The sequence below is a fragment of the Fulverythrobacter ferritrahens genome (assembly GCF_020539485.1).
Classification (GTDB): Bacteria; Pseudomonadota; Alphaproteobacteria; order Sphingomonadales; family Sphingomonadaceae; genus Andeanibacterium; species Andeanibacterium ferritrahens.
This window is the reverse complement of the sequence record NZ_JACDXU010000001.1, coordinates 829,529-852,910: the sequence shown is the minus strand read 5'-3', so window position 1 is coordinate 852,910 and position 23,382 is coordinate 829,529. Positions and strand designations below refer to the sequence as shown.

Here is a 23,382-nt window from a genome sequence, read left to right as displayed (position 1 = left end):
ATCGAACGCCCCTTCCCAGCGGGAGGGGCGTTTCATTTGCGCTATGGCCCCGCCCCCGCTAATGGCCGCGCAATTCCAGATCGAGGTATTATCAAATGGGTTTCCGTTGCGGGATCGTCGGCCTGCCCAATGTCGGCAAGTCGACTCTCTTCAATGCTCTTACCGAAACGCAGGCCGCGCAGGCCGCGAACTATCCCTTCTGCACGATCGAGCCCAATGTCGGCCAGGTCGCTGTGCCCGATGAGCGGCTGCAGCAGCTGGCGAAGATATCCGGTTCGCAGAAGATCATCGAGACCCAGCTGGCCTTCGTGGACATCGCGGGCCTGGTGAAAGGCGCCAGCAAGGGCGAAGGTCTGGGCAATCAGTTCCTCGGCAATATTCGCGAAGTTGACGCCATCGTCCACGTGCTGCGCTGCTTCGAGAATGACGACATCCAGCATGTCGCCAACAAGGTCGATCCCATCGCGGATGCGGAAGTGGTGGAAACCGAACTACTGCTGTCGGACCTCGAAAGCCTCGAAAAGCGGGTGCCCGCCGCGGCCAAGCGGGCCACAACGGGGGACAAGGAATCCAAGATCGCTGCCAGCGTGCTGGGCCAGGCCCTGGAACTGCTGCGCGAAGGCAAGCCCGCCCGGTTGACCGAGCCTAAGGATGAGGAAGAAGCCCGCGTCTTCGCCCAGGCGCAGCTGCTCACCGCAAAGCCGGTGCTTTATGTCTGCAATGTCTCGGAAGACGATGCGGCCACCGGCAATGAGCTGACCGAAAAGGTCTTTGCCAAGGCCAAGGCGGAAGGCGCGCAGGCTGTGATCGTTTCAGCCGCGATCGAGGCGGAACTGGTCGGCATGGCTCCCGAAGATCGTGGCGAATTCCTGGAATCGCTCGGCCTTTCGGAAACCGGCCTCGCCCGCGTGATCCGCGCCGGCTACGAATTGCTCGGTCTGCAGACCTTCTTCACGGTCGGCCCCAAGGAAGCCCGCGCCTGGACCGTCCATAAGGGCGCGAAGGCTCCTCAGGCCGCCGGCGAAATCCACACCGATTTCGAAAAGGGCTTCATCCGCGCCGAAACCATCGCCTTTGACGATTACATCACGCTGGGCGGCGAAGCCGGTGCGCGCGAACACGGCAAGCTGCGCCAGGAAGGCAAGGAATATGTCGTGCAGGATGGCGATGTAATGATGTTCAAGTTCAACGTGTGAATAGCAGGGCGTTCGCCGCGCCTTTGCGGCGAACGCCCTATCTCGTTACCCGGGGCGCATGAGCGGCCAAGAGGTCTTCAAATAGGCTCGCGGCCCGGCAAAGGTCCGGCCATGCGCTGGTTCAAGACACTGATCGCCGCGGCCTGTGCCGCATTCGCCCTGCCCCTCGCGGCTCAGTCCGCCGCTCCTGCGGCCATACAGGCCGAGCAGCGCGAACCGATAACTATCCTGATTTCGCTGGACGGGTTTCGCCCGGATTATCTCGCGCGCGGCCTGACGCCCAATCTCGAACAGCTTGCGGCAGGCGGAGTGAAGGCGGCGATGATCCCCTCGTTCCCCAGCCTCACTTTTCCCAATCATCACACCATCGCTACCGGCCTGCGCCCCGATCGCCACGGCATCATCGGGAACACCATGACTGACCCCAGCCATTCGCCCGATTTCTGGGTGGGCGGGACCGACGCCTGGTGGTGGAACGAAGCACTACCCATCTGGGTGGCGGCGGAAAGGGCGGGCATTCCCACCGCCACGGAAATCTGGCCCGGTACTACCGTGGCAACCAACGGCATCTTCCCAACGGACTGGCACCAGTTCGGCTTCACCATCGGCATGCGCCAGCGCACGGATTCCATCATCGACTGGGCCCGCCGCCCGGCGGCCAACCGCCCTCGCTTCATGATGCTCTACATCGAGGAACTGGATCATGCGGGCCATGAATTCGGCCCGGATTCGCCGGAAGTGAATGAAACTCTGGCGGCGCTCGATCTGCAGATCGGCAGAATGCGCGATGAGTTGGCATCCATGGGCCAGCCCGCCAATCTGGTGGTGGTATCCGATCACGGCATGGCTGCGCGCAGCGAGGACCGGGTGATTGCGCTCTACAAAGAGATCGATGGGCTCGGCGTGGCAGTGGAACAGGGAGCCTATTCCTCGATCAATCCCCTGGAAGGCAAAGATGCCGCGCTGGCCGAAGTGCTGCTCAAACCCCATGATCACATGCAATGCTGGCGCAAGAGCGAGCTTCCCGCTCGCTTCGAATATGGCAAAAACGCGCGCGTGCCAGAGTTTTTCTGCCTGGGCGAAACCGGCTGGGCAGTCCGCGGCAAAGCGCCCAAGCCCGGCGACACGCCATGGAATGGCGGCACGCATGGCTGGGACAATCAGGATCCGTTGATGCGCGCGGTCTTCATTGCCAATGGCCCCGCCTTCAAATCCGGCGTCTCCCTCCCCGCATTCGATAATGTCGATGTAGAGCCGCTATTGCGGGAACTCATCGGCCTGCCGTCACACGATGCAGAAATTGACGGTTCGGCCTCTGTCTTCAGGGATGCACTGGCCCGCTAGGCACCGTCATTCGAAAGCGGCGATGATCGGGCAGGGCCCACTGTTCGATCCCGCGCATTCCCTTGCCAGTTTCCGCAGCCGGTCGCGCGCGCGGGTCATGCTTTCGATCTTCGCGTCGAGATCGGCGATACGCTCCGCCGCCATTTCGCGTGCGCGGGGGCGGTCATTGGTGCGATCCAGCTCTATCAGCTCGGAAATCTCGCCCAGAGTGAAGCCCGCCTCCTGCGCCGAGCGAATGAAGCGCATCCGCCGCGCCTCTTCCTCTCCATAATGCCTGCGCCCTCTGGCTCCGCCCAGTTCGGTGGGTTTGGGATCGTGTATCAACCCTTTGCGTTGATAGAACCGGACGGTTTCCACGCCGACCCCGGCGCTGCGGGCGAGTTCAGAAATCGTCATTGCCATCGCTTGACTCCGTACCATGGTACGGAAGCTATAGGCTGATTCGTTATGGAACAGCAATCGACCAAACCCGTCGCCCAGCTTCACCGCATGGTGATGGAAAAACATGTCTGCCCATGGGGCCTGCGCGCGAAATATCTGCTGGAACGCCAGGGCTACCGCGTGGAGGACCACCACCTGACCACGCGCGAGGAGACGGACGCGTTCAAAGCCCAACATGGCGTTAAGACTACGCCCCAGACCTACATCAATGGGCAGCGCATCGGCGGTTATGACGATCTGCGGCGGTATTTCGGTCTGGCAGTGAGAGATCCTGGCGCGAAGACCTATCGCCCGGTGATCGCGGTCTTTGCCATTGCCGGTGCCCTTGCGCTGCTTCTCAGCCAGTCCCTCTTCGGCTCCCCGCTGACCTTGCGCGCGCTTGAATGGTTCATCGCATTCTCCATGGCGATCCTGGCAATGCTCAAACTGCAGGACGTCGATAAATTCGCGACCATGTTCCTGGGTTATGACCTGCTGGCCCGCCGCTGGGTGCCCTATGCCTTTATCTATCCCTTCGCAGAGGCCTTGGCCGGGGCCCTGATGGCCGCCCGTTTGCTACCCTGGCTCGCCATCCCGATCTCACTATTCATCGGCTCGATTGGCGCAATTTCGGTATTTTATGCCGTTTACGTCCAGAAACGGGAGCTGGAATGCGCCTGCGTGGGCGGGTCCGGCAAGGTGCCGCTGGGGCCCGTATCGCTTCTCGAAAACGTGATGATGGTCGCCATGGCGATCTGGATGATGTTCCCGGCACATTGAGCCGGATTGGAGTTCCGACAATGAAACATGCACTGTCCACCAGCCTTGCCGCCATCGCCGTCGCCACGGCCACGCCTGCTTTCGCCCAGGATAGCCATGAACAGCATGGTGAGGAGGAGATGGACCACAGCCAGATGGATCATGGCACCATGAATCCCGACGAGATGGATCACGGGGCGATGGACCATTCCGGCATGAACCACGGCGCGATGCAGATGGGGCCGGCTGCCGAATGGAAACCCGCCGAGGGATCAGGCACGGCGCGTCTGCCCGCAGCCGAAGGGGAGATGCATGGCCTGCACATCGGTAGTGGCGACTGGATGGTGATGGTCCATGGCGCAGTCACGGCCCAATATTCGGACTTTTCCGGCCCGCGCGGCGATGACATGCTTTATTCCACCTCCATGCTGATGCTCTCAGGAACCAGACAGACCGATTGGGGCCGCATCCAGTTGCGCAGCATGCTCAGCCTCGAACCTTTGATGGAAGCGCGCGGCTATCCCAACCTCTTCGCCACCGGGGAGACTGCGAATGGAGAGCCTCTTGTGGACCGGCAGCATCCACACGATCTGTTCATGGAACTCGCCGCGCGGGTGGACGTGAATGTCTCCGATAACGCCACCGTGTTTCTCTATGGCGGCCCCGTGGGCGAACCCGCCATCGGTCCGTCTGCATTCATGCATCGCGGATCGGCAAGCAACAATCCCGAACCCCCGATCACGCACCACTGGTTCGATTCCACGCACATCACCTATGGGGTGGTTACGGCTGGCTATGCCTCGCGCTTCTTCCAGCTGGAGGGTTCCGCCTTTCGTGGGGCCGAGCCGGATGAGGAACGCTGGGGCATCGAAACACCCAAGCTCGATAGTTGGGCCATCCGGGCCACGCTGACCCCCTCACCCAATTGGGCGCTACAGGTGAGCCATGCTCGCATCGAACAGCCCGAGACGCTGCACGCGAATGAGGATGAAGCACGGACCACTGCCTCCATCCAATATGCCAATGGCAAGGGTCTGTCCGCCCTCGCCGCTTTCAGCGCCAAGGACCGCATTCCCGGCGACACGCTGACGGCGTGGCTGGGTGAAGTGAACTGGGATATCGACAAGGCCAATTCAATTTTCGGCCGGATCGAGAATGTAAATAATGACGAGCTGATCCCGGATCATGACGATCCGCTGCACGACCAGCCCTTTCGCGTAACCAAGTTCCAGGCCGGCTACGCCCGCCATTTCGACTTGGGCAGCGCGCTCAAGCTGAGCCTTGGCGGTGCGGTTTCCGCTTTTGCGAAGCCATCGGCACTTGATCCCTATTATGGCAAGGACGCAATGGGCTACACCTTGTTCGCCAAGCTATCACTGGGACATTGAAACTGATGCTGTTTTACGAGGATCTGGAAATAGGCACTACCATCCGCTTCGGGCGCTATGAAGTTACCCGGGAGGAAGTGCTGGAATTTGCCGGTAAATATGATCCTCAGCCCTTCCACTTGTCGGACGAGGCGGCAGCGCTGACCCATTTCGGAAAAATCGCTGCCAGCGGATGGCACACCTGTTCGATGACCATGGCGATGCTGGTGGAACACCATGCAATCATGCCCCGCGCCGCGCTGGGGGCGATGGGCGTGGACGAATTGCGATGGCTGCGTCCGGTCTATCCCGGCGATGTGCTGAGCTGCGAAATGGAACTGCTCGAAAAGCGCCTCAGCCGATCAAAGCCCGGCATCGGCATCCTCAATACCCGGACGACGACTTTCAATCAGGATGGGCAGCCGGTTATTTCCATGAAGCCGATCACCCTGATCCGGACGCGCGGAGACGGCTAGGCTGAAGGGCCATCCTTTTCTGTCACATTCTCTCCTTCATCGATTACACTGGATCTCGCCTGCCCGCTCGTAAACCACACGCTCGTGGTCATCGCGCACGGTCAGCCTGCCGGGGAAGGTTACGCTCCCTCCATTCGCCTGCGGGATGTCTCCGACGGGCTCCAGATCGAAACTGTTGGTCAGTCCGTCGTGCTGGGCATGGGTACCGAACAGCAGCTTCGCGCTTCCCTTGTCAGCAGCAAAACGGCGGACTTCCTTGCCGATCTTGAGATAGCCCGCGTCTTCCATGGCAATCGCGACTGCGCCCAAGCCGCCTCCTTCCGGGGCGAAGGCGCAGCTGGTGCCGTAGAGTTGATGCGTCTCGATGTCCGGCAGCCTGATGGGTTCCAGCTCGATCGGAATGGCTTTGCCCGCCAGCGCCCTGTCCACCGTTTCGCTGTCGATGGCTTCGCGCTTGTGCTCCGTCTCTTCCCCGCAAGCTGCCAGAAGCAGAGCAGCCAGTGGCACTATCGTCATTCCGCGCATCAATGCCTCCCGAACAGCTTTTCGACCTCCGCCATGGAGAGCTTCACCCAGGTTGGGCGACCGTGATTGCACTGGCCCGAACGCGGCGTCTCCTCCATTTCGCGCAACAGCGCGTTCATCTCGGCGACTGAAAGCGTACGCCCTGCCCGTACCGAGCCATGGCAGGCCATTGTGGCCAGCACATGTTCGATCTTCTCATCGAGCAGCAAGGCATCCCCGTTGAGCGCCAGATCGTCTGCCAGATCCTGAAGCAGGGCATGGGGATCGGCCTTGCCGAGTACGCCGGGCATCGCACGCACCAACATTGCATTGGGGCCGAACCGTTCGATCAGCAGACCCAGAGCCGCGAATTTTTCGGCATTGTCTTCCAGGCGATCACAGGCCGGTTCGTCCATCTCGACCACTTCGGGGATGAGCAGGGCCTGACTGGCGGCCACCTTCTCGCCCGCCCCCGCTGCCCGCAGCCTTTCCAGCACGAGCCGCTCATGCGCCGCATGCTGATCGACCAGAACAAGCCCATCGGCCGCCTCCGCGACAATATAGGTGTTTGCCACCTGCCCGCGCGCAATGCCCAGCGGATAGGCGGCAGCATCTTCGGGCATATCCCCGGCCTCTTCAGCACGCCCCATCGGGACGGGTGCCTGCGGGAGGGGGGTTTCGGCTTCAAAGGCCCGCCATGCCTGCCCAGCCTCACTCACACCGGAAGGACGGCCGCCACCTGAGGAACTGGCAGTCCAGTCCCTGCCGCCGAAAAGCGATCGCAAGGCCGGGGCTGCCTCGCCCGCGGAAGGCTGGCTGATCGGCTCCTGCTGCCAACGTGCCATTGCATTGGCATCGGGCGCCTGTGCGCTGCGCTTGTCGCCCGTGGCCAGTGCCTGCCTCAGCCCTGAAACGATAAAGCCGCGCACGCCGGCGGAATCGCGGAAGCGAACCTCCGTTTTCGCGGGGTGAACATTCACGTCGACATCCTCTGGCGGCAGGTCGAGGAACAGCGCCAGCACGGCATGCCGATCGCGCGCAAGCATGTCGGCATAGGCACCGCGCACCGCGCCGACCAACAGCCGGTCTTTCACCGGGCGGCCATTGACGAACAGATATTGATGATCGGCCACGCCGCGGTTGTAAGTCGGCAGGCCCGCAACGCCGGAGAGGCGCATCGCGCCATTCTCCACGGGACGCTCTATGTCCAGAAGCACGGCGTTTCCGGCCAGTTCCCGCGCAACCAGTTGCGCCACGCGTTCTTCGGCCGTTTCGCCACCCTGAACGGCGAATACCCGCCTGCCCCCATGTTCGAGGCTGAAGGCAATGTCGGGCCGGGCCATGGCGAGGCGGCGAACCACATCGAGACAGGCAGCATATTCGCTGCGCTCGCTACGCAGGAATTTTCGTCGCGCGGGAATCTTGGCGAATAATTGCTCCACCCGGACGCGCGTTCCCGGCGGCAGGGCAGCGGGCCCTTCCTCGATCAGGGCGCCATGATCTATCACGCGCTTCCAGCCCTGATCTTCCCCACGCACACGCGACTCGAGCGTCAGCCGCGCGACGCTGGCGATGGACGGCAGCGCCTCCCCCCGAAAGCCCAGGGTGGAAACCTGCTCGATCGCTTCGTCGGGCAGCTTGGAGGTGGCGTGGCGCTCCAGCGCAAGCTCCATGTCCTGCGGGTTCATCCCGCAACCGTCGTCGGTTACCTCAATGCGCGAAAGTCCGCCTTCCGCAATGGTTACCGCGATCCGCCCGGCCCCGGAATCGATCGCATTCTCGACCAGTTCCTTGAGCGCGGCGGCTGGCCGTTCCACTACTTCGCCGGCAGCAATGCGGTTGATAAGCGTTTCGGGCAGACGGCGAATTTGGGGCATCTGGCAAGCCTAACGGCGAACGGGCGCGATTTCGAGCCGAGCCGCCCAAAAATGCATCGCTTTCCTCACAAAATTTTGGCCTTTGCCCGGCGCTTGCGTTAAGCAGCCGCGACCCCTCGTTACGGCGCAGCGGCGACCTTTATAACAGAGCCCTTAAAAGGGTTGGAAACAATACGGATTTCCTTGATGAGTTCCTTCTTTTCGAAATTCTTCAAGCTCGGCTCCCAGAACATGGCCATCGACCTGGGAACTGCCAACACGCTGGTCTATGTGCAGGATCGGGGTATCGTGCTTAACGAGCCTTCGGTGGTCGCAATCGAAACGATCAATGGCGTCAAGCGCGTGAAGGCCGTTGGCGACGATGCGAAGATGATGATGGGCAAGACGCCCGACAACATCGATGCCATCCGCCCGATGCGCGATGGCGTGATCGCGGACATCGAAATCGCCGAAGAAATGATCAAGCACTTCATCCGCAAGGTGCACGGCAAGAAGAGCCTGCTGCGCTATCCGGAAATCGTCGTTTGCGTTCCCTCCGGCTCGACCTCCGTTGAACGCCGCGCCATTCGCGACGCAGCTTCGAACGCTGGCGCATCCGAAGTGTTTCTGATTCTCGAACCCATGGCCGCCGCGATCGGCGCGGATATGCCGGTTACCGAACCGGTCGGCTCCATGGTGGTGGACATCGGCGGCGGCACCACCGAAGTCGCGGTGCTCTCTCTGCGCGGCCTTGCCTATACCACTTCGGTCCGCACCGGCGGCGACAAGATGGACGAAGCCATCGTCTCCTATGTTCGCCGACATCACAATTTGTTGATCGGCGATGCGACTGCCGAGCGGATCAAGAAGGATTACGGCATCGCAGTCGTTCCGGAAGACGGCGTGGGCGAGATCATCACCCTCAAGGGCCGCGATCTGGTGAATGGCGTGCCGAAGGAAATCTCGATCAACCAGGCGAACATCGCCGAAGCTCTGTCCGAGCCGATCGGGGCAATCGTTGAAGGCGTGCGTATCGCGCTGGAAAATACCGCTCCGGAACTGGCCGCCGACATCGTCGATCAGGGCATCGTACTGACCGGTGGCGGCGCACTGATCCGCCGTCTGGACGAGCATCTGCGCGAAGAAACCGGCCTGCCGGTGAGCGTGGCGGAAGATCCGCTGTCCTGCGTAGCGCTGGGCACTGGCCGGGCGATGGAAGATCCGGTCTATCGCGGCGTATTGATGTCTGCCTGAGACAGTCCAACCGCCGGGGGGCAGCTCATAAAGGCCGTCCGCCGGCCCAATAAGGAAATGGGCGCATGGCGCCGCCGACAAAACGCCGCACGGGCCATTCAAAGAAGGCGCAATTCAGCGCCTTCACCGGATATCTCGTGGCCGGCATCGGCGTCCTCGTCGGCGCCGGATTGCTGCTGCTTTCCGTCTGGAAGCCGAACGCGATGGCCTCGCTGCGGGCAGAGGCAACCGATCTGACTGTCCCTGCCGGCAAGGCGGGTGCGACCGTGCGTTCCGATAGCCAGGGGGTGATCGAAAGCGTTGCCGGCTATTTTGATGCCGCCAACAAGAACGCCCGGCTGAAGCGCGAGATGGAAGAGGCGCGCGTGCGCTTGGTCGAAGCCAAGGCAGTCGAAGCGGAAAATGCCCGCCTGAAGGCACTGCTCGGCCTGCGCGAGGAGGAGGTAAAGCCCGTCGCCTTCGCAAGGCTGATCGGGTCCAGTTCCGCCAGCACCCGGCGCTTCGCTTATCTTTCGGCAGGCAGCGACGATGGGGTCAAGCCCGGCATGCCGATCCGTTCGCCGATGGGCCTCGTCGGGCGCGTATTGGAAGTGGGGGATGGCAGTTCACGCGTGATGCTGCTGACCGATACGGCCAGCATGGTCCCGGTGCGGCGCAATACGGACAATGTCGTGGCCTTCGCCGAAGGCCGGGCAGACGGCACTTTGCGCCTGCGGCTGATCAATCTGGGCATCAATCCGCTGAAGAAGGGCGATGTTTTCGTCACTTCCGGCGCGGGCGGCATCTTCCGGCCGGGGATTGCCGTGGCTGTGGTGGAAAAGGTCACGCATGATGGCGCGCTCGCCCTGCCCCTCGCCAATCCCGCCGCGACGATTCACGTAGCAGTCGATCCGGTCTGGGTTCCGCAGGCAGCAGATGTTGTCGCACAGCCCGCCCCTGGAGGGCCACAATGATGGCGGAGCACCGCAAGGGCGCCCGCATGTCCTCAACCCACCGCGACAGCTTCGGCAAGACGATCAACCGCGATCATTCGGTTATCCTTGCCCATGCGGTGCCGCTGCTGACGATCCTGCTCGGTTCGCTCACGCCCATGCTGCCGCTCATCGCCTCCGGTCCGGTCATGCCGCCTTTCGGCTTCATGTTCCTGCTCGCCTGGCGGATCGTGCGCCCGGGGTTGATGCCCCCTTGGATAGGCCTTCCGCTTGGCGCCTTTGACGATCTCTTCAGCGGCCAGCCCTTCGGCAATGCCATTCTGCTGTGGTCTATCGCCATGCTCGCAATGGATGCGATCGAAGCGCGCTTCCCCTGGCGCAGCTTCTGGCAGGACTGGGCAACGGCATCTGGCATGATTGCAGCCTATCTGGTGCTCGGCGCGCTTGTGGCGGGCGGTAATTTCGAACCGCAGCGTTTCCTGCTGCTCATTCCGCAACTGGCCTTCAGCATCCTGCTGTTTCCGATCGTCGGGCGTATTGTCGCCTTTTTCGACCGTGTTCGCCTGTTCCGCATCAAGGTTATAGGCTGACGGACATGGCGAAGCCCCGCAATTCAGCCGGCTCCCTACGGCACTCCTTCCAGCGCCGCAGTTTCCTGATCGGGGGCATCCAGGGCGGCGTCGGCCTGCTGCTGGCGGCTCGAATGGGCTATCTGGCTGTCGCGGAGAACGAACGCTACCGCGTGCTCGCAGAATCAAATCGCGTGAACCTGTCTCTGATCCCTCCCCGCCGGGGCTGGATTCTCGACCGGCACGGCGCGCCTCTGGCCTCCAACCGCGCCGATTTCCGCGTGGATATCGTGCCGGACAGGATGCGCGATCCGGTCCGGGAGATCGAGACGCTCGGTAGCCTGCTCAATCTCTCGCCGGTTCAGGTGCAGGATCTGAAAGACAAGCTGTCCGACGCCCGCGGCTTCCAGCCCGTCGAAGTCGCCAGTGGCCTCGATTACAATCAGTTCGCGGCCGTAAGTGTCCGCCTGCCCGATCTGCCCGGCGTAGTGCCCCAGCGGGGCTTCTCACGTTATTATCCCACCGGTCCATCGGTGGGGCATCTCATCGGATATGTCGGCGCCGCTTCAGCCGAGGAATATGAAAAGGAGAGGATTCCTCTCCTCGTCACGCCCGGTTTCAAGCTGGGCAAGGATGGTATCGAAAAGCAGTTCGAGCAGGCCCTGCGCGGCGAGCCCGGGGCGCGGCGTGTGGAAGTCACCGCCAGCGGCGAGATTGTGCGCGATCTGGAAACACGCGAAGATGTTCAGGGCAAATCGATCAAGCTCACGATCGATGGCCCGCTACAGGATTACGCCGCCCGCCGGCTCGGTCTGGAATCCGGTTCGGTCGTGGTGCTCGATTGCCTCACTGGCGATCTGCTCTGCATGGCCTCGATGCCCAGCTTAGATCCCAACAGTTTTTCGGACGGCATTGGCCGTCTTGAATGGAAAATGCTGGCCGATGATGACCACGTGCCCCTCCGCAACAAGGTTCTGAAAGGCCTTTACCCCCCGGGCTCGACCGTAAAGCCCATGGTGTCGATGAGCTTTCTCGAAGCCGGGCTCGATCCCCATGAAACCGTGTTTTGTGGGGGCGGCCTCAAGGTCGGTAACCGCGTGTTCCATTGCTGGAACCGCCGCGGGCATGGCCAAGTCGACATGGCCAAGGGCATCTACCAGAGCTGCGACGTCTATTTTTATCATTTCGCCCAGCGCCTGGGGATGGATGTCATAGCTCCCATGGCGCGGCGGCTCGGCATGCAGGAGGAATTTCCCCTGCCCGTCGCCAGCCAGTTCTTCGGCACCGTTCCCGATCCCGCCTGGCTGCTGCGCAAGCACAAGCGGGAATGGCAGCCTTATGATACGGTGAATGCCACAATCGGCCAGGGCTACATGCTCGCCAATCCGCTCCAGCTGGCGGTGATGGCCACACGCCTCGCCACCGGCAACAAGGTGATGCCCCGCCTGATCCTTGACGGGAAGAAGCCCAATTTCCAGAGCATGAACTTCCACGGCGATCACACCACGATCATCCGCAATGCGATGAACGAAGTGGTGAACGGCGCCGGCACGGCCGGGCGTGCGCGCATACCCATCGAAGGCGTCAACATGGCCGGTAAAACCGGGACGGCGCAGGTCGTGTCGCTCAATATTTCGAGCGGCAAGGGCGGGCTATGGAAACATCGTGACCACGGCCTGTTCATCTTCTTCGCTCCCTTCGACAATCCGCGCTATGCCGGGGCGGTGGTGATCGAGCATGGCGGCGGATCGGGTTCGGCCTATCCCATCGCGCGAGACGTGGTCACCTTCCTCTACAATCCCCAATTGGGCATGGAAAAACTGCTTGAGCTCGAGCAAGGCTGGGGCGGCACTCCGCGCGAACGCATGGCGCGCAAATATGCATCCTATGCCACGCAATATGGCGTATCCGTGCCCAAACCGCCCCCCAATCTGGAAGACATCGCCCGGATGGCGGATGCCGATGCCCGTGCCTCTGCCGCCGCGCTCGAGGATTCGCCGCAAGGTGGCGTTGCGATCACCCGTCCTGTCGAAATGGATCAGGAAATGCCCCCGGTCACGACCATGACAGGGGCGCCCGCTCCGGCACCGCAGGCGACACCCGCCGGGCCGGCTCTGCCGCCCGCCGGAGGCGCGCAATGAGCCGGTCGGTCATCCCGGCACCTATCGCCCAGCTGCCGTGGCGCGTCATCATTCCGCTCGTTGGCCTTACGACATTCGGAGCAGCAGTACTCTATTCCGCTGCAGCCGGGAGCATGAGCCCCTTTGCCGGCTCTCATCTTCTCCGCTTCGCCATCTTCATGACGATGGCCCTGGTCATGACCCGCATCCCCCGTGATCTCGTCCATTGGGCCGCCTATCCCGCCTATGTCGGGGTGTTGCTGCTGTTGATGGCTGTCGAGGCCTTGGGCGCGATCGGGGGCGGCAGCCAGCGCTGGCTAAATCTGGGGCCGATCGTACTCCAGCCCTCCGAATTGATGAAGCCGACCATCGTTCTCGTGCTGGCGAGCTTCTATAATTCATTGCCTCCGGGCGAAGTCGGCAGCTGGCGCTCCATCGTTCCCGCTGGTGTACTGATCGGCCTTCCCATGGCTCTGGTGCTGTTGCAGCCTGATCTTGGTACTGCTCTGGCCATAGGCTTCGGCGGGGTAGTGATCATCTTCCTGGCGGGGTTGCCCATGCGCTGGTTCGTAGGCGGCGGCTTGCTGGCGGCTGTTGTCGCCCCCCTCGCCTATTTCTTCGCCTTGCATGACTACCAGCGCCGCCGAGTGACGACCTTCCTCGATCCGGAGAGCGACCCGCTGGGGGCCGGCTATCATATTACGCAGTCCAAGATCGCAATCGGCTCCGGCGGGATATTCGGCAAGGGTTTCGGCAACGGGTCTCAGAGCCACCTCAATTATCTGCCGGAACCGCATACCGATTTCGTATTCGCCACGATGGCCGAGGAATGGGGCCTGGCTGGCGGGCTTGCTGTGCTGCTGGTCTTCGGCGTTATCCTGCGGTGGGGATGGAGCGTCGCACGGCGGGCGCCTGACCGGTTTAGCTCGCTACTGGCCGCAGGCATGACCTCCACCATCTTTTTCTATGTTGCGATCAATCTGATGATGGTGATGGGCCTTGCGCCCGTGGTGGGCATTCCCCTGCCCTTCATGAGCCACGGGGGGTCCTCCATGATGACCAATATGATCTGCATCGGCACGCTGATGATGGTCGACCGCTGGAGCAGGCAGGGGAAGAATTCCCTCTCCTGACAATGCGGCACAGGCGCTCGTCAGCCATGGCGCACTGCAACAAAAATAGATTGCAATTGCAGACTTAAATCGTTAACCGCCCGCTTAAATCGGCTTGGCCGATCAATCCGTCGTCGCGATTTCGCGGGCGGATTCCAGATTATCCCGGAGTCTCCTCCCCAGGCTGAGACACGTTTGCGGAGCAAGGCTGACCCGGCCCCTTCCGCATTGCGCGCCTCGATGGGCATTGGATGCTCCCCCAGCGCAGGTTTCGGACATCCGGAGCCGCGACGAGGTGTTGATGCCGATAACTGGCCCGCGCAGCCCTGCGGACGAGCGAATTGAACAGGAACCGGAAGTCATCTCGCTGTGGAATTTCCAGCGCGATCTTCTGCGTCTTGCCAACGAACTTTCCGAAGCACCGGAAGAGATAGGCAGTCAACAGGGCGACAGCAGCGCCAACCAACCTGACCCTGGGGCTACCCCGCATCTCTACTTCGAAGCCCTTCTCGCCCAACACCGGCGACGGAAACTCTCCTTTGCCGATGACCGCCTCAGCCACCCGGTCTGGGATATCATGCTAAGCCTGATGATCGCTCGCCTGGACGGGCGCGATATGCGTGTCTCCGAAGTGGTTGCGAATCACGACAGGGGTCGCGCTAAGGCTCGGGAGGATATCGACTCCCTCGTCAAGGCGATGCTGATAGAGCGATATGACTGCACTTCGGGCAGTGCCGACTCCCTTTTGGCCCTTTCCAGCGAGGCTGCAAGGCGGATGGCGGAACTGTATCGCGCGCGAATGCGCGGATAACCGCCTGATTTGATATATTTTTTGCCTAAAATAACAGTTTGAGGCAAAAACCTCTTCACACCAGCGAAACAGGCTCTATATGGAGCGCCTCCGGTGAACAACCGGACGGCGGAAACGGGCCGAGAGGCCCAGAAGCCCGTGTGGACGCATAGCTCAGTTGGTAGAGCAGCTGACTCTTAATCAGCGGGTCCTAGGTTCGAGCCCTAGTGCGTCCACCAAACTTTCCAAACACTTGGAACCACCCCTCAAGGGAGGCCTTCTCACAAAGACGGTCACAGCAGTCCTGTATTGCTTCGCGTTCCCGTGAGCCTGCAGGCCTATATACCGGCCCCAGTTCCAAGCCTGCCGCGCCAAGCACCGACAGCCTGGGAAGATCCCCTGTGGCGCGCAGGTCCTGCGAACCGACAAACCATACATGCCAATTGCGGGCTAGTTGTCGACGAACGACTGTCTGCAAGGTGCGTCAGCGCGTACTTTATTATGGCATAAAGAGCCGCAATAGGCGATCCGCGCTTTCTACGTCGCTTTATGGGGATAGGCCGCATGGCATCACCCAAGCGCGTGCCATCCAGGTGCGGGGCGCATCGGACGAATATTGTTCGTCACACTGCGCCCCGCCCCGTCTGGATTATTGGCCGCTACTGTCCGAATCGCCGTCCAACTGCTGATATTCCAGCGCTATGCTGGGATCACAGTCATAGGCGTTCACATATTGGCCGGGGATCTTCTTCCACTGGATGATCCGGGCGCCATTGTTGTCGAGCGTTTCCGGGTCTTCAAACCACTGGGTAGCCATCAGAGTGCCGTCATCCAGCTTACGATAGCGTTCGACCATGTGGATATTCGCACTGTGGTCCAAGCCATTGTTCGTAATGGTGGAAGGCAGGATATGCGTGGTATCGATCACCAATTCATCCTCTTCCCAATGGCCGATCGAATGTCCAACCTTGGTATGGGCTGCATCGGCCGGAGGATGACCGCGGCCATCCATGAACACCACCCGCACCTGATCGAAATACTCATATTTGAAGACGATCATCTGATCGCTCTGATAGATTTCGAACGGGAACGGGCCCTGAATCGAATAGATCACCGACGGTGCAAGGCACACGCGGGTGAGCTTCATCTCATCGGTGGGCTTCCACTGCTGCGCCTTGGCCAGCGCCTCGGGCTTCAGCTTCAGGCCACCATATTCATTCTGCGGAAATTCTGCGACACCCGTATCGTCGATAATAACGGTGTTGGGCGGCAATTTCGCGACCATGTCCTTGGATACGGGCGAAACCTCGTCAAAATCGAGATACCAGAAGCCGTTCAGGTCCGGATGATCCGCAGCATAGGCAGGCGAAGCGACAATCGCCACGAGCGGCAAAAGCGCGACTGCAAGGCGGCGCATCAGTGGTCGCCCTGTCCAAACGGCGCATTGCCGATCCGCTTGCCACTGGCATCGAAGGCCTGCTTCAGGCGGAGATAGGGCTTCCCATCCCGCGAAACCCAGCCTTCCACCGAGATGGTGTCGCCGGGTTTGATGATGTCCCGGCTCCAGCCGCGACGCACCAGGATGACCGGCGCATTGGTTTCGGCGCGCCAGTGGACGACCTTGCCATCCTTACCCTTCACGTCGAGCGCAACGGTGCCGTGGGGATTGGTGAAACGGAACTCCGTTACTGTGCCCTTGATGGTGATGATCTTTTCGGGATCGAAAAAGGCCGCGAATGAATGATGCGCGTGCGCCGCCACCGGCGCCAGCAGTGCAAGCACTGCCGCCGGTACACTCCAGCATTTCTGCATGTGATAGTCTCTCCGTCGATTCGCTAAGGTTGCTGATCGGGCGCTTCGGTAATGTCGATATACCGTCCGTCGTAATATGTCAGCGGCTTAGCGTTTTCCCTATGTCGCGCTGCGATCAATTCCCCGATGATGATCGTGTGCGTACCAAAGGCGTGGCGATGCGCGATCCGGCAAACCAGGCTGGATTGGGCGCTCGCAAGGACCGGAACACCCTGTTCTTCCACCCAATCGCCAATCGAGAAGCGTTCTTCCCCGGTGCCACCGCGCGCGAAGCAATCCGCCACGTCGCGATTGCCGACCCCCAGCACGTTCACGCAAAAGCGGTCGGTGGATGCAATCGGTTCGTGGAGAGAGCCGGCCCGGTTGATACACACCAGCAAGGAAGGCGGATCGAAGCTGAGGGAACTGACTGCCGTGGCGAGAATACCGAAACGCTCTCCGTCATGGCCTGTGGTCACGGCATAGACGGTGGCGGCCACATGGCGCATGGCGCTGCGGAAAGCGTCAAGAATGTCATTCTGGCCCATGAAATCTCCATATCGCATCAGTCAGGCACGGGTTTAACCTTGCCACGGCCCCAGCGCCAATGGAATGTGTATCGCCTTCCTTGCAATCACATTATAGTGTGATTAATTGCTGCCCATGAGCAATCAGACCATCACTCGCGTTCGCGAGATCGTCAGCGAAGGGCGCATGTCACGCGCCGGCCTTGCGCGCGCCGCAGGACTTCATGCCAATACGTTGCGTGACTGCACCGACCCGGGATGGAACCCTACGGCAGAAACGCTGGCCAAGCTGGAGCGTTTCCTCAACGCCAATGACGATGCGCCCGTGCTGGTTCCGATCGAACAGATCATCGAGGAGGCGCGAAATGGACGCATGTATATCCTCGTGGATGACGAAGATCGCGAGAATGAGGGCGACCTGATCATTCCCGGCCAGATGGCCACACCCGATGCGATCAATTTCATGGCCACTTATGGCCGCGGACTCGTCTGCCTGGCCCTCACCAAAGCACGAGTAGATCAGTTGGGGCTCGAATTGATGAGCCGCAACAATCGCACGAGGCATGAAACCGCTTTTACAACCTCGATCGAAGCCCGAGTGGGCGTGACCACGGGAATCAGCGCGGGTGACAGGGCGCGAACGATTTCCGTGGCAATCGATGCGGCCAAGGGGCCGGAGGATATCGTCACACCCGGCCATGTATTTCCCCTCGTCGCCAAGGACGGCGGAGTGCTCGTGCGGGCGGGCCATACGGAAGCCTCGGTAGACATATCCCGCCTCGCCGGCCTCAATCCCTCGGGCGTGATCTGCGAGATCATGAATGAAGACGGCACCATGGCGCGGATGGACGACCTGATCCGCTTCGCGCGCATGCACAATCTCAAGATGGGTACGATCCGTGACCTGATCGCCTATCGCCGCAAGCATGATCATCTGGTGGAGAAGACCGCCGAAACCCGCTTTGTCAGCCGCTGGGGCGGCGAATGGCGAGCGGTGAGCTTTTATAACAGGGCCACCAGGGATGAGACCATGGCGCTCGTCAAAGGCAATATCGATCCGGCAAAACCGACACTGGTGCGGATGCACGCCATGTCCGTATTCGATGACGTATTCGCCGAAGCCGGGCGCCGGCAGGGTCTGCTGGAAGGTGCCATGCGGGCCATCGGGGAAGAAGGCGCAGGCGTGGTGGTGCTTATCAATCGCCCCAGCCCCAATTTCGCCAGCCGTTCAATCCTCCGCCGTGAGCAACCCGTAACGCAGAGCGACAAATCGGAAGACATGGCGCAGGAACAGCGCGACTATGGCGTTGGAGCCCAGATTCTGGCTGAACTGGGCGTGCATGACATGATCCTGCTCACCAATACCCAGCATTCGCTGGTCGGCCTCGAAGGATATGATCTTTCGATTGTCGGCGAACGTCCCATTCTCACTGAAGGAGCCGCATGATGGCAAATTTCCTTATCGTCGAAGCGCGCTTCTATGATCATTTGAACGATATGCTGGTGGCTGGAGCCCGCGCCGCCCTGGAAACAGCAGGGCATTCGGTTGAAGTGCTCACCGTACCGGGCGCGCTCGAAATTCCTGGCGCGATTGCTCTGGCCAGCGAAAGCGGCCGCTATGACGGCTACGTCGGTATAGGCGTGGTGATCCGCGGCGAAACCTATCATTTCGAAATTGTCGCCGGAGAAAGTGCGCGAGGGATCATGGCCCTGACCATGGACGGGCTTGCGATCGGCAACGGTATCCTTACCGTGGAGAACGAAGCGCAGGCGCTGGTCCGTGCCGATCCTGCCCAGAAGGACAAGGGCGGCGAAGCGGCGAAGGCGGCATTGGCCCTGCTGGCCATCAGGGAGAGATTCACATGAGCAAGCATCCTGCAATCGGCGGCATCCGCCTGTGTCTGGGCGGAAACGTATTCGGCTGGACCGCCGATCAGGATGCGAGCTATGCGGTGCTCGACAAGTTCTATGAGGCCGGCGGTCGCATGGTCGATACCGCTCAGGGCTATTCCGACTGGGCACCCGGCCATGTCGGCGGCGAGAGCGAGGCCATGATCGGCAAATGGCTGGAAGCACGGGGCGTCCGCTCCGACATGCTGATCGCTACCAAAACCGGAATGCACTGCAATCCGGGCGACCTCGCGCCCGAAAAGGTGGCTGCCGAACTGGATAAATCGCTCGAACGGCTGCGCACCGATTATGTAGATCTCTATTACGCCCATCGGGACGATCAGACCGTTCCTCTCGACGAAGTAGCCGGTGGTTTCGATGCGCTGGTAAAGGCTGGCAAGGTTCGCGAACTGGGCGCTTCCAACTTTACGGCGGATCGCCTGATCGCCGCTATCGAAACGGCGGAAGCTGCCGGGCAGACAGCCTATAGCGTGCTGCAGAACGAGTATAATCTCGTTCGCCGCAGCGATTATGAAGGCCCGGTGCAGGATTTGTGCGTGGCGCGCGATATTGCCGCCCTGCCCTATTTCGGCCTCGCCTCAGGCTTTCTGACCGGCAAATATCGCTCGCGGGATGATTTCGGCCAGTCCGCACGTGGATATGGGATGGACCGCTTTTTCGAACAGGGCCTGCCGATCCTGGGCGTGATGGACGTGATCGCGGCGGAGACCGGCGCCAGCCATGCCGCGATCGCCCTGGCGTGGATCAACGCTCAGTCCGGCATTGCCGCCCCTATCGCGAGCGCACGCACTCCGGAACAGCTCGACGCCTTGCTGGAAGCCGTCTCACTCGAACTCAGCGGCGAGCAACTGGCTCAGCTTTCTGCTGCCGGCTCCGCCTGAAACAAACGGGGCGCCTCAGTTTCGGCTGAGGCGCCCCTGTTTTTCAGGTTTACCAGATCCGCACACGTTCTTCCGGCGCTAGATACAGCTTGTCACCCGGGTTGACGTCAAACGCCTTGTACCAGGCATCGAGGTTACGCACGGTCAACGCACGATACATGCCCGGTGTGGCGATCCGCTGGCGCAGTGCCGCATCGCGCATCTTTGTGGCCCATGCCTGGGCATAGGCGATAAAGAAGCGCTGATCTCCGGTGAAACCGTCAATCACTGGCGCTTCCTTACCACCCAGCGAAGCGCGATAGGCGTCGTAAGCGGCCGCAAGGCCTGCAACGTCGGCAATGTTCTCACCCAGAGTGAGCTTGCCGTTCACATGTAAACCCGGAAACGGCTCATAGCTGTCGAATTGGGCCGCCAGCTTCTGGCCTGCTTCCTCGAACCTTTTGCGGTCCGCATCGGTCCACCAGTTGCGCAATGCACCAACGGAATCGAATTCCGCACCATTATTATCGAAGCTGTGGCTGATTTCGTGACCGATCACCGCGCCGATAGCCCCGTAATTATAGGCAGGATCAGCCCGCGGATCGAAGAAGGGGCGCTGCAGGATCGCCGCCGGGAAGTTCAGCGCATTCTGCACGGGCAGATTCACCGCGTTGACGGTTTGCGGCGTCATCCACCATTCGGCCTTGTCCAGCGGTTTGCCGATCTTGCCAAGCTGATGTGCATATTCAGCCTTCCGAGCAGCCTGCACATCCGCATATGGGCTACCCGCCGCAATCTTCACAGACGAGAAATCGCGCCATTTATCAGAATAGCCGACGCCCACCTGGATCGTTTCGACCTTCTTCAACGCCTCTGCCTTGGTTTCCGAAGCAAGCCAGTCAATCGCCTGCACTCTCACGCCAAAGGCGCGCTTGATATTGCCCACAATCCCTTCGATCTGCGCCTTGGCCGAAGCGGGGAAATATTTCGCCACATAGAGCTGGCCGAGGTCGTCTCCCAGCAACTCGCTCACCGTCGCCAATGCGCGTTTATCCCGGCTGCGTTGCTCGGGCGTGCCGGACAAGGTCGTGCCGTAAAAGGCGAAATGCAGGCTATCGAATTTCGCCGGCAGAACGTCGGCATTGGTGTTGATCTGGTGGAACGCCAGCCAGTCCTTCCATGCGTCCAGCGGTTCGCTGGCGATCAGCTTTGAAAGCCCCTTGATCGCCCCCGGATGATAAGCGGCGAATTTACCCTGCTGGCCCAGTTGCGCCGCGTCGAGCAAAGCGGCCCAATCCGCCCCCGGCGCATTTTTCTCCAGCTCAGCCCGCGTCCACAGCGTTGCCGATTGGGTGAAGCTTTCGCTTTCTTCCCGGCTTGCATGAGCCCGGGCGATCTTCATCTCGAGATCGAACACCCGTCCGGCCTTCGCGGCGGAGTTACCCTCTCCCGCCGAGGCAAAGACATCCTGGATATATTGACGATAGGCCCCACGCAGCTTCGCCATTTCCGGATCGGAAGAGAGATAATATTTCCGCTCCGGCAAACCCAGGCCGCCCTGGAGTAGGTAGGGCACCACTTCCCCGCCGGAAAGCGCCTGCGTCACGAAGATGCCGAACAGGTTCTCGGTGCCGAAATCCGTCGCGTTGAGCGGATCGACATCGGCGCGCAATTGGCTGCCGATTACCGCCGAAAGGCTCTTCCTGTCCTTGATGGCAGCGAACCGATTCAGATCGGGCTTTATCGGACCTAGTCCCGCCTTCTCGATAGCGCCGGTATCCATGTAGGATCTGTAGAGGTTGCGGATCCGCCCTTCCGCAGTGTCATCCGCAGCATCGGATGTGGCGATATTCCTGATCAGCGCGTCGAGCTGCTTTTCCGTCTCGTTAAAGGCGATGACGAAACCGCCAGTGCTGGCGCGATCCGCGGGAATCTCGGTCGTCTTGTTCCAGGTGCCGTTGGCAAAGGCATAGAAATCATCCCCCGGCTTGACCGAGGTATCCATCCAGCCCTTTTCGATCCCCAGTCCGGTGCCGGTGGCGAACGTCTCGGTTCCGCTGGAACAGGCCACTGGCCCGGCGATGATTGCGGCAGTGCCAAGCAGCAGCGCCGCGATCAGGCTATTCTTCATGTCAGTCCCTTCGTCCGGCCACGCGCAGCATCTCCCGCCGCGCGCAACATGGTTTCATACGGAACCTGATAGGACGAAGAATGACCGAAAAGTATCCCGCTCGTCGAGAGCGGGATACTGTTGGTCGAAGGATGCGGGTTTGCTCAGGCCTGCAGACGGCCGAAGCAACCGGCGCCCGCATAATACGCGCTGTCGCCCAGCTCTTCCTCGATGCGGATAAGCTGGTTGTACTTCGCGAGCCGATCGGAGCGGGCAAGGCTACCCGTCTTGATCTGCCCGCAATTGGTGGCGACCGCGAGATCCGCGATGGTCGAATCCTCGGTCTCGCCCGAGCGGTGGCTCATCACGGCAGTATAACCGGCACGGTTAGCGACGGACACTGCTTCCAGCGTTTCGGTCAGACTGCCGATCTGGTTCACCTTGACCAGAAGCGAGTTGGCAAGGCCCTTCTCGATTCCCATCACAAGGCGCTTGGGATTGGTCACGAACAAATCGTCACCAACCAGCTGCACCTTGCTGCCGATCTTGTCGGTCAACGCCTTCCAGCCTTCGAAATCGTCTTCCGCCATGCCGTCCTCGATCGAACGGATCGGATAGGCGGCGCAGAGATCCGCGAGGTAATCGGCCATTTCGGCCGGGCTCAGCGAAAGACCTTCGCCGCTGATTTCGTATTTGCCAGCCTTGAAGAATTCCGTGGAGGCGCAGTCCAGCGCCAGAGCAACGTCCACACCCGGCTTGAAGCCCGCCTTGGCAATGGATTCCATCACGAAGTCGAGCGCAGCGCGGGTGCTGGCGAGATTGGGCGCGAACCCGCCTTCATCACCCACCGCGGTAGAAAGCCCCTTCTCGGAAAGCCCCTTCTTCAGCGTGTGGAAGATCTCGGCGCCCCAGCGCACTGCCTCGGCAATACTGTCAGCCCCGACGGGCATGATCATGAATTCCTGGAAGTCTATGGGGTTGTCGGCATGCTCGCCGCCGTTGATGATGTTCATCATCGGCACCGGCAGCACATGGGCCGAAACGCCGCCGATATAGGAATAGAGCGGCAGGCCGCGCGCATTGGCCGCAGCCTTCGCCACGGCCAGACTCGTGCCGAGAATGGCATTCGCCCCCAGGCGAGCCTTGTTCTCAGTATCGTCCAGCGCGATCATCACCAGGTCGATTTCGCGCTGATCTTCGGCATCGAGGCCAAGAAGCGTCTCGGAAATCTCTCCGTTTACCGCATCCACGGCCTTGAGCACGCCCTTGCCGAGATAACGGCCCTTGTCCCCGTCGCGCAATTCCACCGCTTCGTGGGCACCCGTCGACGCACCAGAAGGCACTGCGGCCCGGCCAAAACTGCCATCTTCCAGCAGAACATCGACCTCGACGGTGGGATTGCCCCGGCTGTCGAGAATTTCGCGGCCATGGATATCAATGATTGCGGTCATGGTGAATTAAGGCTCCGGCTGCTATGATGCGGT

22 protein-coding genes and 1 tRNA gene are annotated in these 23,382 nt (G+C 61.1%); 15 read left to right on the top strand and 8 right to left on the bottom strand.

Annotated features, from left to right (window positions below; translation table 11 throughout):
* Positions 1-95: 95 nt before the first annotated feature.
* Positions 96-1,196, top strand: a complete 1,101-nt coding sequence (ychF, locus tag H0274_RS04170) for a redox-regulated ATPase YchF (protein WP_226793103.1) — start codon at positions 96-98, stop codon at positions 1,194-1,196.
* A 111-nt stretch (positions 1,197-1,307) separates the two neighbouring features.
* Positions 1,308-2,540, top strand: coding sequence for an alkaline phosphatase family protein (locus tag H0274_RS04165; RefSeq protein WP_226793101.1), 1,233 nt, complete (start codon positions 1,308-1,310; stop codon positions 2,538-2,540).
* A gap of 6 nt (positions 2,541-2,546) precedes the next feature.
* On the opposite strand, the gene H0274_RS04160 is transcribed toward H0274_RS04165, so the two are convergent.
* Entirely contained in the window at positions 2,547-2,942 is a 396-nt protein-coding gene (locus H0274_RS04160; RefSeq protein WP_226793099.1) for a MerR family transcriptional regulator, read from the bottom strand.
* Between the two features lie 45 nt (positions 2,943-2,987).
* On the opposite strand from H0274_RS04160, the gene H0274_RS04155 reads away from it, so the two are divergent.
* From H0274_RS04155 to H0274_RS04145, 3 genes are read left to right on the top strand one after another with little or no spacing between them, the layout of a single operon-like run.
* Positions 2,988-3,740, top strand: a complete 753-nt coding sequence (locus H0274_RS04155; RefSeq protein ID WP_226793097.1) for a MauE/DoxX family redox-associated membrane protein — start codon at positions 2,988-2,990, stop codon at positions 3,738-3,740.
* Positions 3,741-3,760: 20 nt separating this feature from the next.
* The gene (locus H0274_RS04150; protein WP_226793095.1) at positions 3,761-5,107 is read left to right on the top strand and encodes a hypothetical protein; all 1,347 of its coding nucleotides are present in this window, start codon (positions 3,761-3,763) and stop codon (positions 5,105-5,107) included.
* 5 nt (positions 5,108-5,112) lie between these two features.
* On the top strand, positions 5,113-5,562 hold the full coding sequence (locus H0274_RS04145; RefSeq protein WP_226793093.1) for a MaoC family dehydratase: 450 nt from the start codon (positions 5,113-5,115) through the stop codon (positions 5,560-5,562).
* Positions 5,563-5,598: 36 nt separating this feature from the next.
* Here H0274_RS04145 and H0274_RS04140 read toward each other — a convergent pair whose 3' ends face one another.
* Complete coding sequence (locus H0274_RS04140) at positions 5,599-6,087, bottom strand: hypothetical protein (RefSeq protein ID WP_226793091.1); 489 nt, start codon at positions 6,085-6,087, stop codon at positions 5,599-5,601.
* Positions 6,087-7,943, bottom strand: a complete 1,857-nt coding sequence (gene mutL, locus H0274_RS04135) for a DNA mismatch repair endonuclease MutL (protein WP_226793089.1) — start codon at positions 7,941-7,943, stop codon at positions 6,087-6,089. Before mutL ends, H0274_RS04140 begins: the two co-directional genes overlap by 1 nt.
* A gap of 186 nt (positions 7,944-8,129) precedes the next feature.
* Here mutL and H0274_RS04130 point away from each other — a divergent pair, with 186 nt between their 5' ends.
* The 7 genes from H0274_RS04130 (at position 8,130) to H0274_RS04100 (ending at position 14,938) form a co-directional block, all read left to right on the top strand.
* Entirely contained in the window at positions 8,130-9,176 is a 1,047-nt protein-coding gene (locus tag H0274_RS04130; protein WP_226793087.1) for a rod shape-determining protein, read from the top strand.
* Between the two features lie 65 nt (positions 9,177-9,241).
* Complete coding sequence (gene mreC / locus H0274_RS04125; RefSeq protein WP_226793085.1) at positions 9,242-10,129, top strand: rod shape-determining protein MreC; 888 nt, start codon at positions 9,242-9,244, stop codon at positions 10,127-10,129.
* A gap of 26 nt (positions 10,130-10,155) precedes the next feature.
* Positions 10,156-10,698 carry a rod shape-determining protein MreD gene (locus H0274_RS04120; RefSeq protein WP_226793083.1) on the top strand — a complete coding sequence of 181 codons (543 nt, stop codon included), beginning with the start codon at positions 10,156-10,158 and terminating at the stop codon, positions 10,696-10,698.
* A gap of 5 nt (positions 10,699-10,703) precedes the next feature.
* Positions 10,704-12,818, top strand: a complete 2,115-nt coding sequence (gene mrdA, locus H0274_RS04115) for a penicillin-binding protein 2 (protein WP_226793081.1) — start codon at positions 10,704-10,706, stop codon at positions 12,816-12,818.
* Positions 12,815-13,930: a rod shape-determining protein RodA gene (rodA, locus tag H0274_RS04110; RefSeq protein WP_226793079.1), complete on the top strand. Its 1,116-nt coding sequence runs from the start codon at positions 12,815-12,817 to the stop codon at positions 13,928-13,930. The genes mrdA and rodA overlap by 4 nt, the downstream gene beginning before the upstream one ends.
* A 226-nt stretch (positions 13,931-14,156) precedes the next feature.
* Positions 14,157-14,720 (top strand): hypothetical protein, encoded by a 564-nt coding sequence (locus H0274_RS04105; RefSeq protein ID WP_226793077.1) that lies wholly within the window; start codon positions 14,157-14,159, stop codon positions 14,718-14,720.
* Positions 14,721-14,862: 142 nt separating this feature from the next.
* Positions 14,863-14,938: transfer RNA gene (locus H0274_RS04100), tRNA-Lys, on the top strand.
* A gap of 410 nt (positions 14,939-15,348) precedes the next feature.
* Here the strand turns inward: H0274_RS04100 and H0274_RS04095 are convergent.
* Genes H0274_RS04095 through H0274_RS04085 form a run of 3 tightly spaced genes read right to left on the bottom strand, consistent with a single transcriptional unit; the run spans position 15,349 to position 17,038 of the window.
* Complete coding sequence (locus tag H0274_RS04095; protein ID WP_226793075.1) at positions 15,349-16,116, bottom strand: hypothetical protein; 768 nt, start codon at positions 16,114-16,116, stop codon at positions 15,349-15,351.
* Entirely contained in the window at positions 16,116-16,511 is a 396-nt protein-coding gene (locus tag H0274_RS04090; protein WP_226793073.1) for a DUF6152 family protein, read from the bottom strand. Before H0274_RS04090 ends, H0274_RS04095 begins: the two co-directional genes overlap by 1 nt.
* Before the next feature lie 23 nt (positions 16,512-16,534).
* Entirely contained in the window at positions 16,535-17,038 is a 504-nt protein-coding gene (locus tag H0274_RS04085; protein WP_226793071.1) for a flavin reductase family protein, read from the bottom strand.
* A 115-nt stretch (positions 17,039-17,153) separates the two neighbouring features.
* Here H0274_RS04085 and ribB point away from each other — a divergent pair, with 115 nt between their 5' ends.
* Genes ribB through H0274_RS04070 form a run of 3 tightly spaced genes read left to right on the top strand, consistent with a single transcriptional unit; the run spans position 17,154 to position 19,809 of the window.
* Positions 17,154-18,464 (top strand): 3,4-dihydroxy-2-butanone-4-phosphate synthase, encoded by a 1,311-nt coding sequence (gene ribB / locus H0274_RS04080; RefSeq protein ID WP_226793069.1) that lies wholly within the window; start codon positions 17,154-17,156, stop codon positions 18,462-18,464.
* Entirely contained in the window at positions 18,464-18,883 is a 420-nt protein-coding gene (gene ribH, locus H0274_RS04075; protein WP_226793067.1) for a 6,7-dimethyl-8-ribityllumazine synthase, read from the top strand. The genes ribB and ribH overlap by 1 nt, the downstream gene beginning before the upstream one ends.
* Entirely contained in the window at positions 18,880-19,809 is a 930-nt protein-coding gene (locus H0274_RS04070) for an aldo/keto reductase (RefSeq protein WP_226793065.1), read from the top strand. Before ribH ends, H0274_RS04070 begins: the two co-directional genes overlap by 4 nt.
* Before the next feature lie 49 nt (positions 19,810-19,858).
* Here H0274_RS04070 and H0274_RS04065 read toward each other — a convergent pair whose 3' ends face one another.
* Together H0274_RS04065 and eno are read right to left on the bottom strand one after the other, a co-directional pair.
* Positions 19,859-21,919 carry a M13 family metallopeptidase gene (locus H0274_RS04065; protein WP_226793063.1) on the bottom strand — a complete coding sequence of 687 codons (2,061 nt, stop codon included), beginning with the start codon at positions 21,917-21,919 and terminating at the stop codon, positions 19,859-19,861.
* A 143-nt stretch (positions 21,920-22,062) separates the two neighbouring features.
* A complete protein-coding gene (eno, locus tag H0274_RS04060) occupies positions 22,063-23,349 on the bottom strand; it encodes a phosphopyruvate hydratase (protein ID WP_226793061.1) in 1,287 nt (428 codons plus the stop codon).
* Between the last annotated feature and the right edge of the window lie 33 nt (positions 23,350-23,382).

Bases quoted from the DNA above. Each gene is read 5' to 3' on its own strand.
- H0274_RS04150 (WP_226793095.1), top strand. From the start codon at position 3,761: ATGAAACATGCACTGTCCACCAGCCTTGCCGCCATCGCCGTCGCCACG.
- mreC (WP_226793085.1), top strand. From the start codon at position 9,242: ATGGCGCCGCCGACAAAACGCCGCACGGGCCATTCAAAGAAGGCGCAA.
- H0274_RS04160 (WP_226793099.1), bottom strand. From the start codon at position 2,942: ATGGCAATGACGATTTCTGAACTCGCCCGCAGCGCCGGGGTCGGCGTG.
- H0274_RS04165 (WP_226793101.1), top strand. From the start codon at position 1,308: ATGCGCTGGTTCAAGACACTGATCGCCGCGGCCTGTGCCGCATTCGCC.
- H0274_RS04155 (WP_226793097.1), top strand. From the start codon at position 2,988: ATGGAACAGCAATCGACCAAACCCGTCGCCCAGCTTCACCGCATGGTG.
- H0274_RS04095 (WP_226793075.1), bottom strand. From the start codon at position 16,116: ATGCGCCGCCTTGCAGTCGCGCTTTTGCCGCTCGTGGCGATTGTCGCT.
- ribH (WP_226793067.1), top strand. From the start codon at position 18,464: ATGGCAAATTTCCTTATCGTCGAAGCGCGCTTCTATGATCATTTGAAC.
- rodA (WP_226793079.1), top strand. From the start codon at position 12,815: ATGAGCCGGTCGGTCATCCCGGCACCTATCGCCCAGCTGCCGTGGCGC.
- ychF (WP_226793103.1), top strand. From the start codon at position 96: ATGGGTTTCCGTTGCGGGATCGTCGGCCTGCCCAATGTCGGCAAGTCG.
- H0274_RS04145 (WP_226793093.1), top strand. From the start codon at position 5,113: ATGCTGTTTTACGAGGATCTGGAAATAGGCACTACCATCCGCTTCGGG.
- mutL (WP_226793089.1), bottom strand. From the start codon at position 7,943: ATGCCCCAAATTCGCCGTCTGCCCGAAACGCTTATCAACCGCATTGCT.
- H0274_RS04090 (WP_226793073.1), bottom strand. From the start codon at position 16,511: ATGCAGAAATGCTGGAGTGTACCGGCGGCAGTGCTTGCACTGCTGGCG.
- eno (WP_226793061.1), bottom strand. From the start codon at position 23,349: ATGACCGCAATCATTGATATCCATGGCCGCGAAATTCTCGACAGCCGG.
- H0274_RS04140 (WP_226793091.1), bottom strand. From the start codon at position 6,087: ATGCGCGGAATGACGATAGTGCCACTGGCTGCTCTGCTTCTGGCAGCT.
- H0274_RS04070 (WP_226793065.1), top strand. From the start codon at position 18,880: ATGAGCAAGCATCCTGCAATCGGCGGCATCCGCCTGTGTCTGGGCGGA.
- H0274_RS04085 (WP_226793071.1), bottom strand. From the start codon at position 17,038: ATGGGCCAGAATGACATTCTTGACGCTTTCCGCAGCGCCATGCGCCAT.
- mrdA (WP_226793081.1), top strand. From the start codon at position 10,704: ATGGCGAAGCCCCGCAATTCAGCCGGCTCCCTACGGCACTCCTTCCAG.
- H0274_RS04120 (WP_226793083.1), top strand. From the start codon at position 10,156: ATGTCCTCAACCCACCGCGACAGCTTCGGCAAGACGATCAACCGCGAT.
- H0274_RS04065 (WP_226793063.1), bottom strand. From the start codon at position 21,919: ATGAAGAATAGCCTGATCGCGGCGCTGCTGCTTGGCACTGCCGCAATC.
- ribB (WP_226793069.1), top strand. From the start codon at position 17,154: ATGAGCAATCAGACCATCACTCGCGTTCGCGAGATCGTCAGCGAAGGG.
- H0274_RS04130 (WP_226793087.1), top strand. From the start codon at position 8,130: ATGAGTTCCTTCTTTTCGAAATTCTTCAAGCTCGGCTCCCAGAACATG.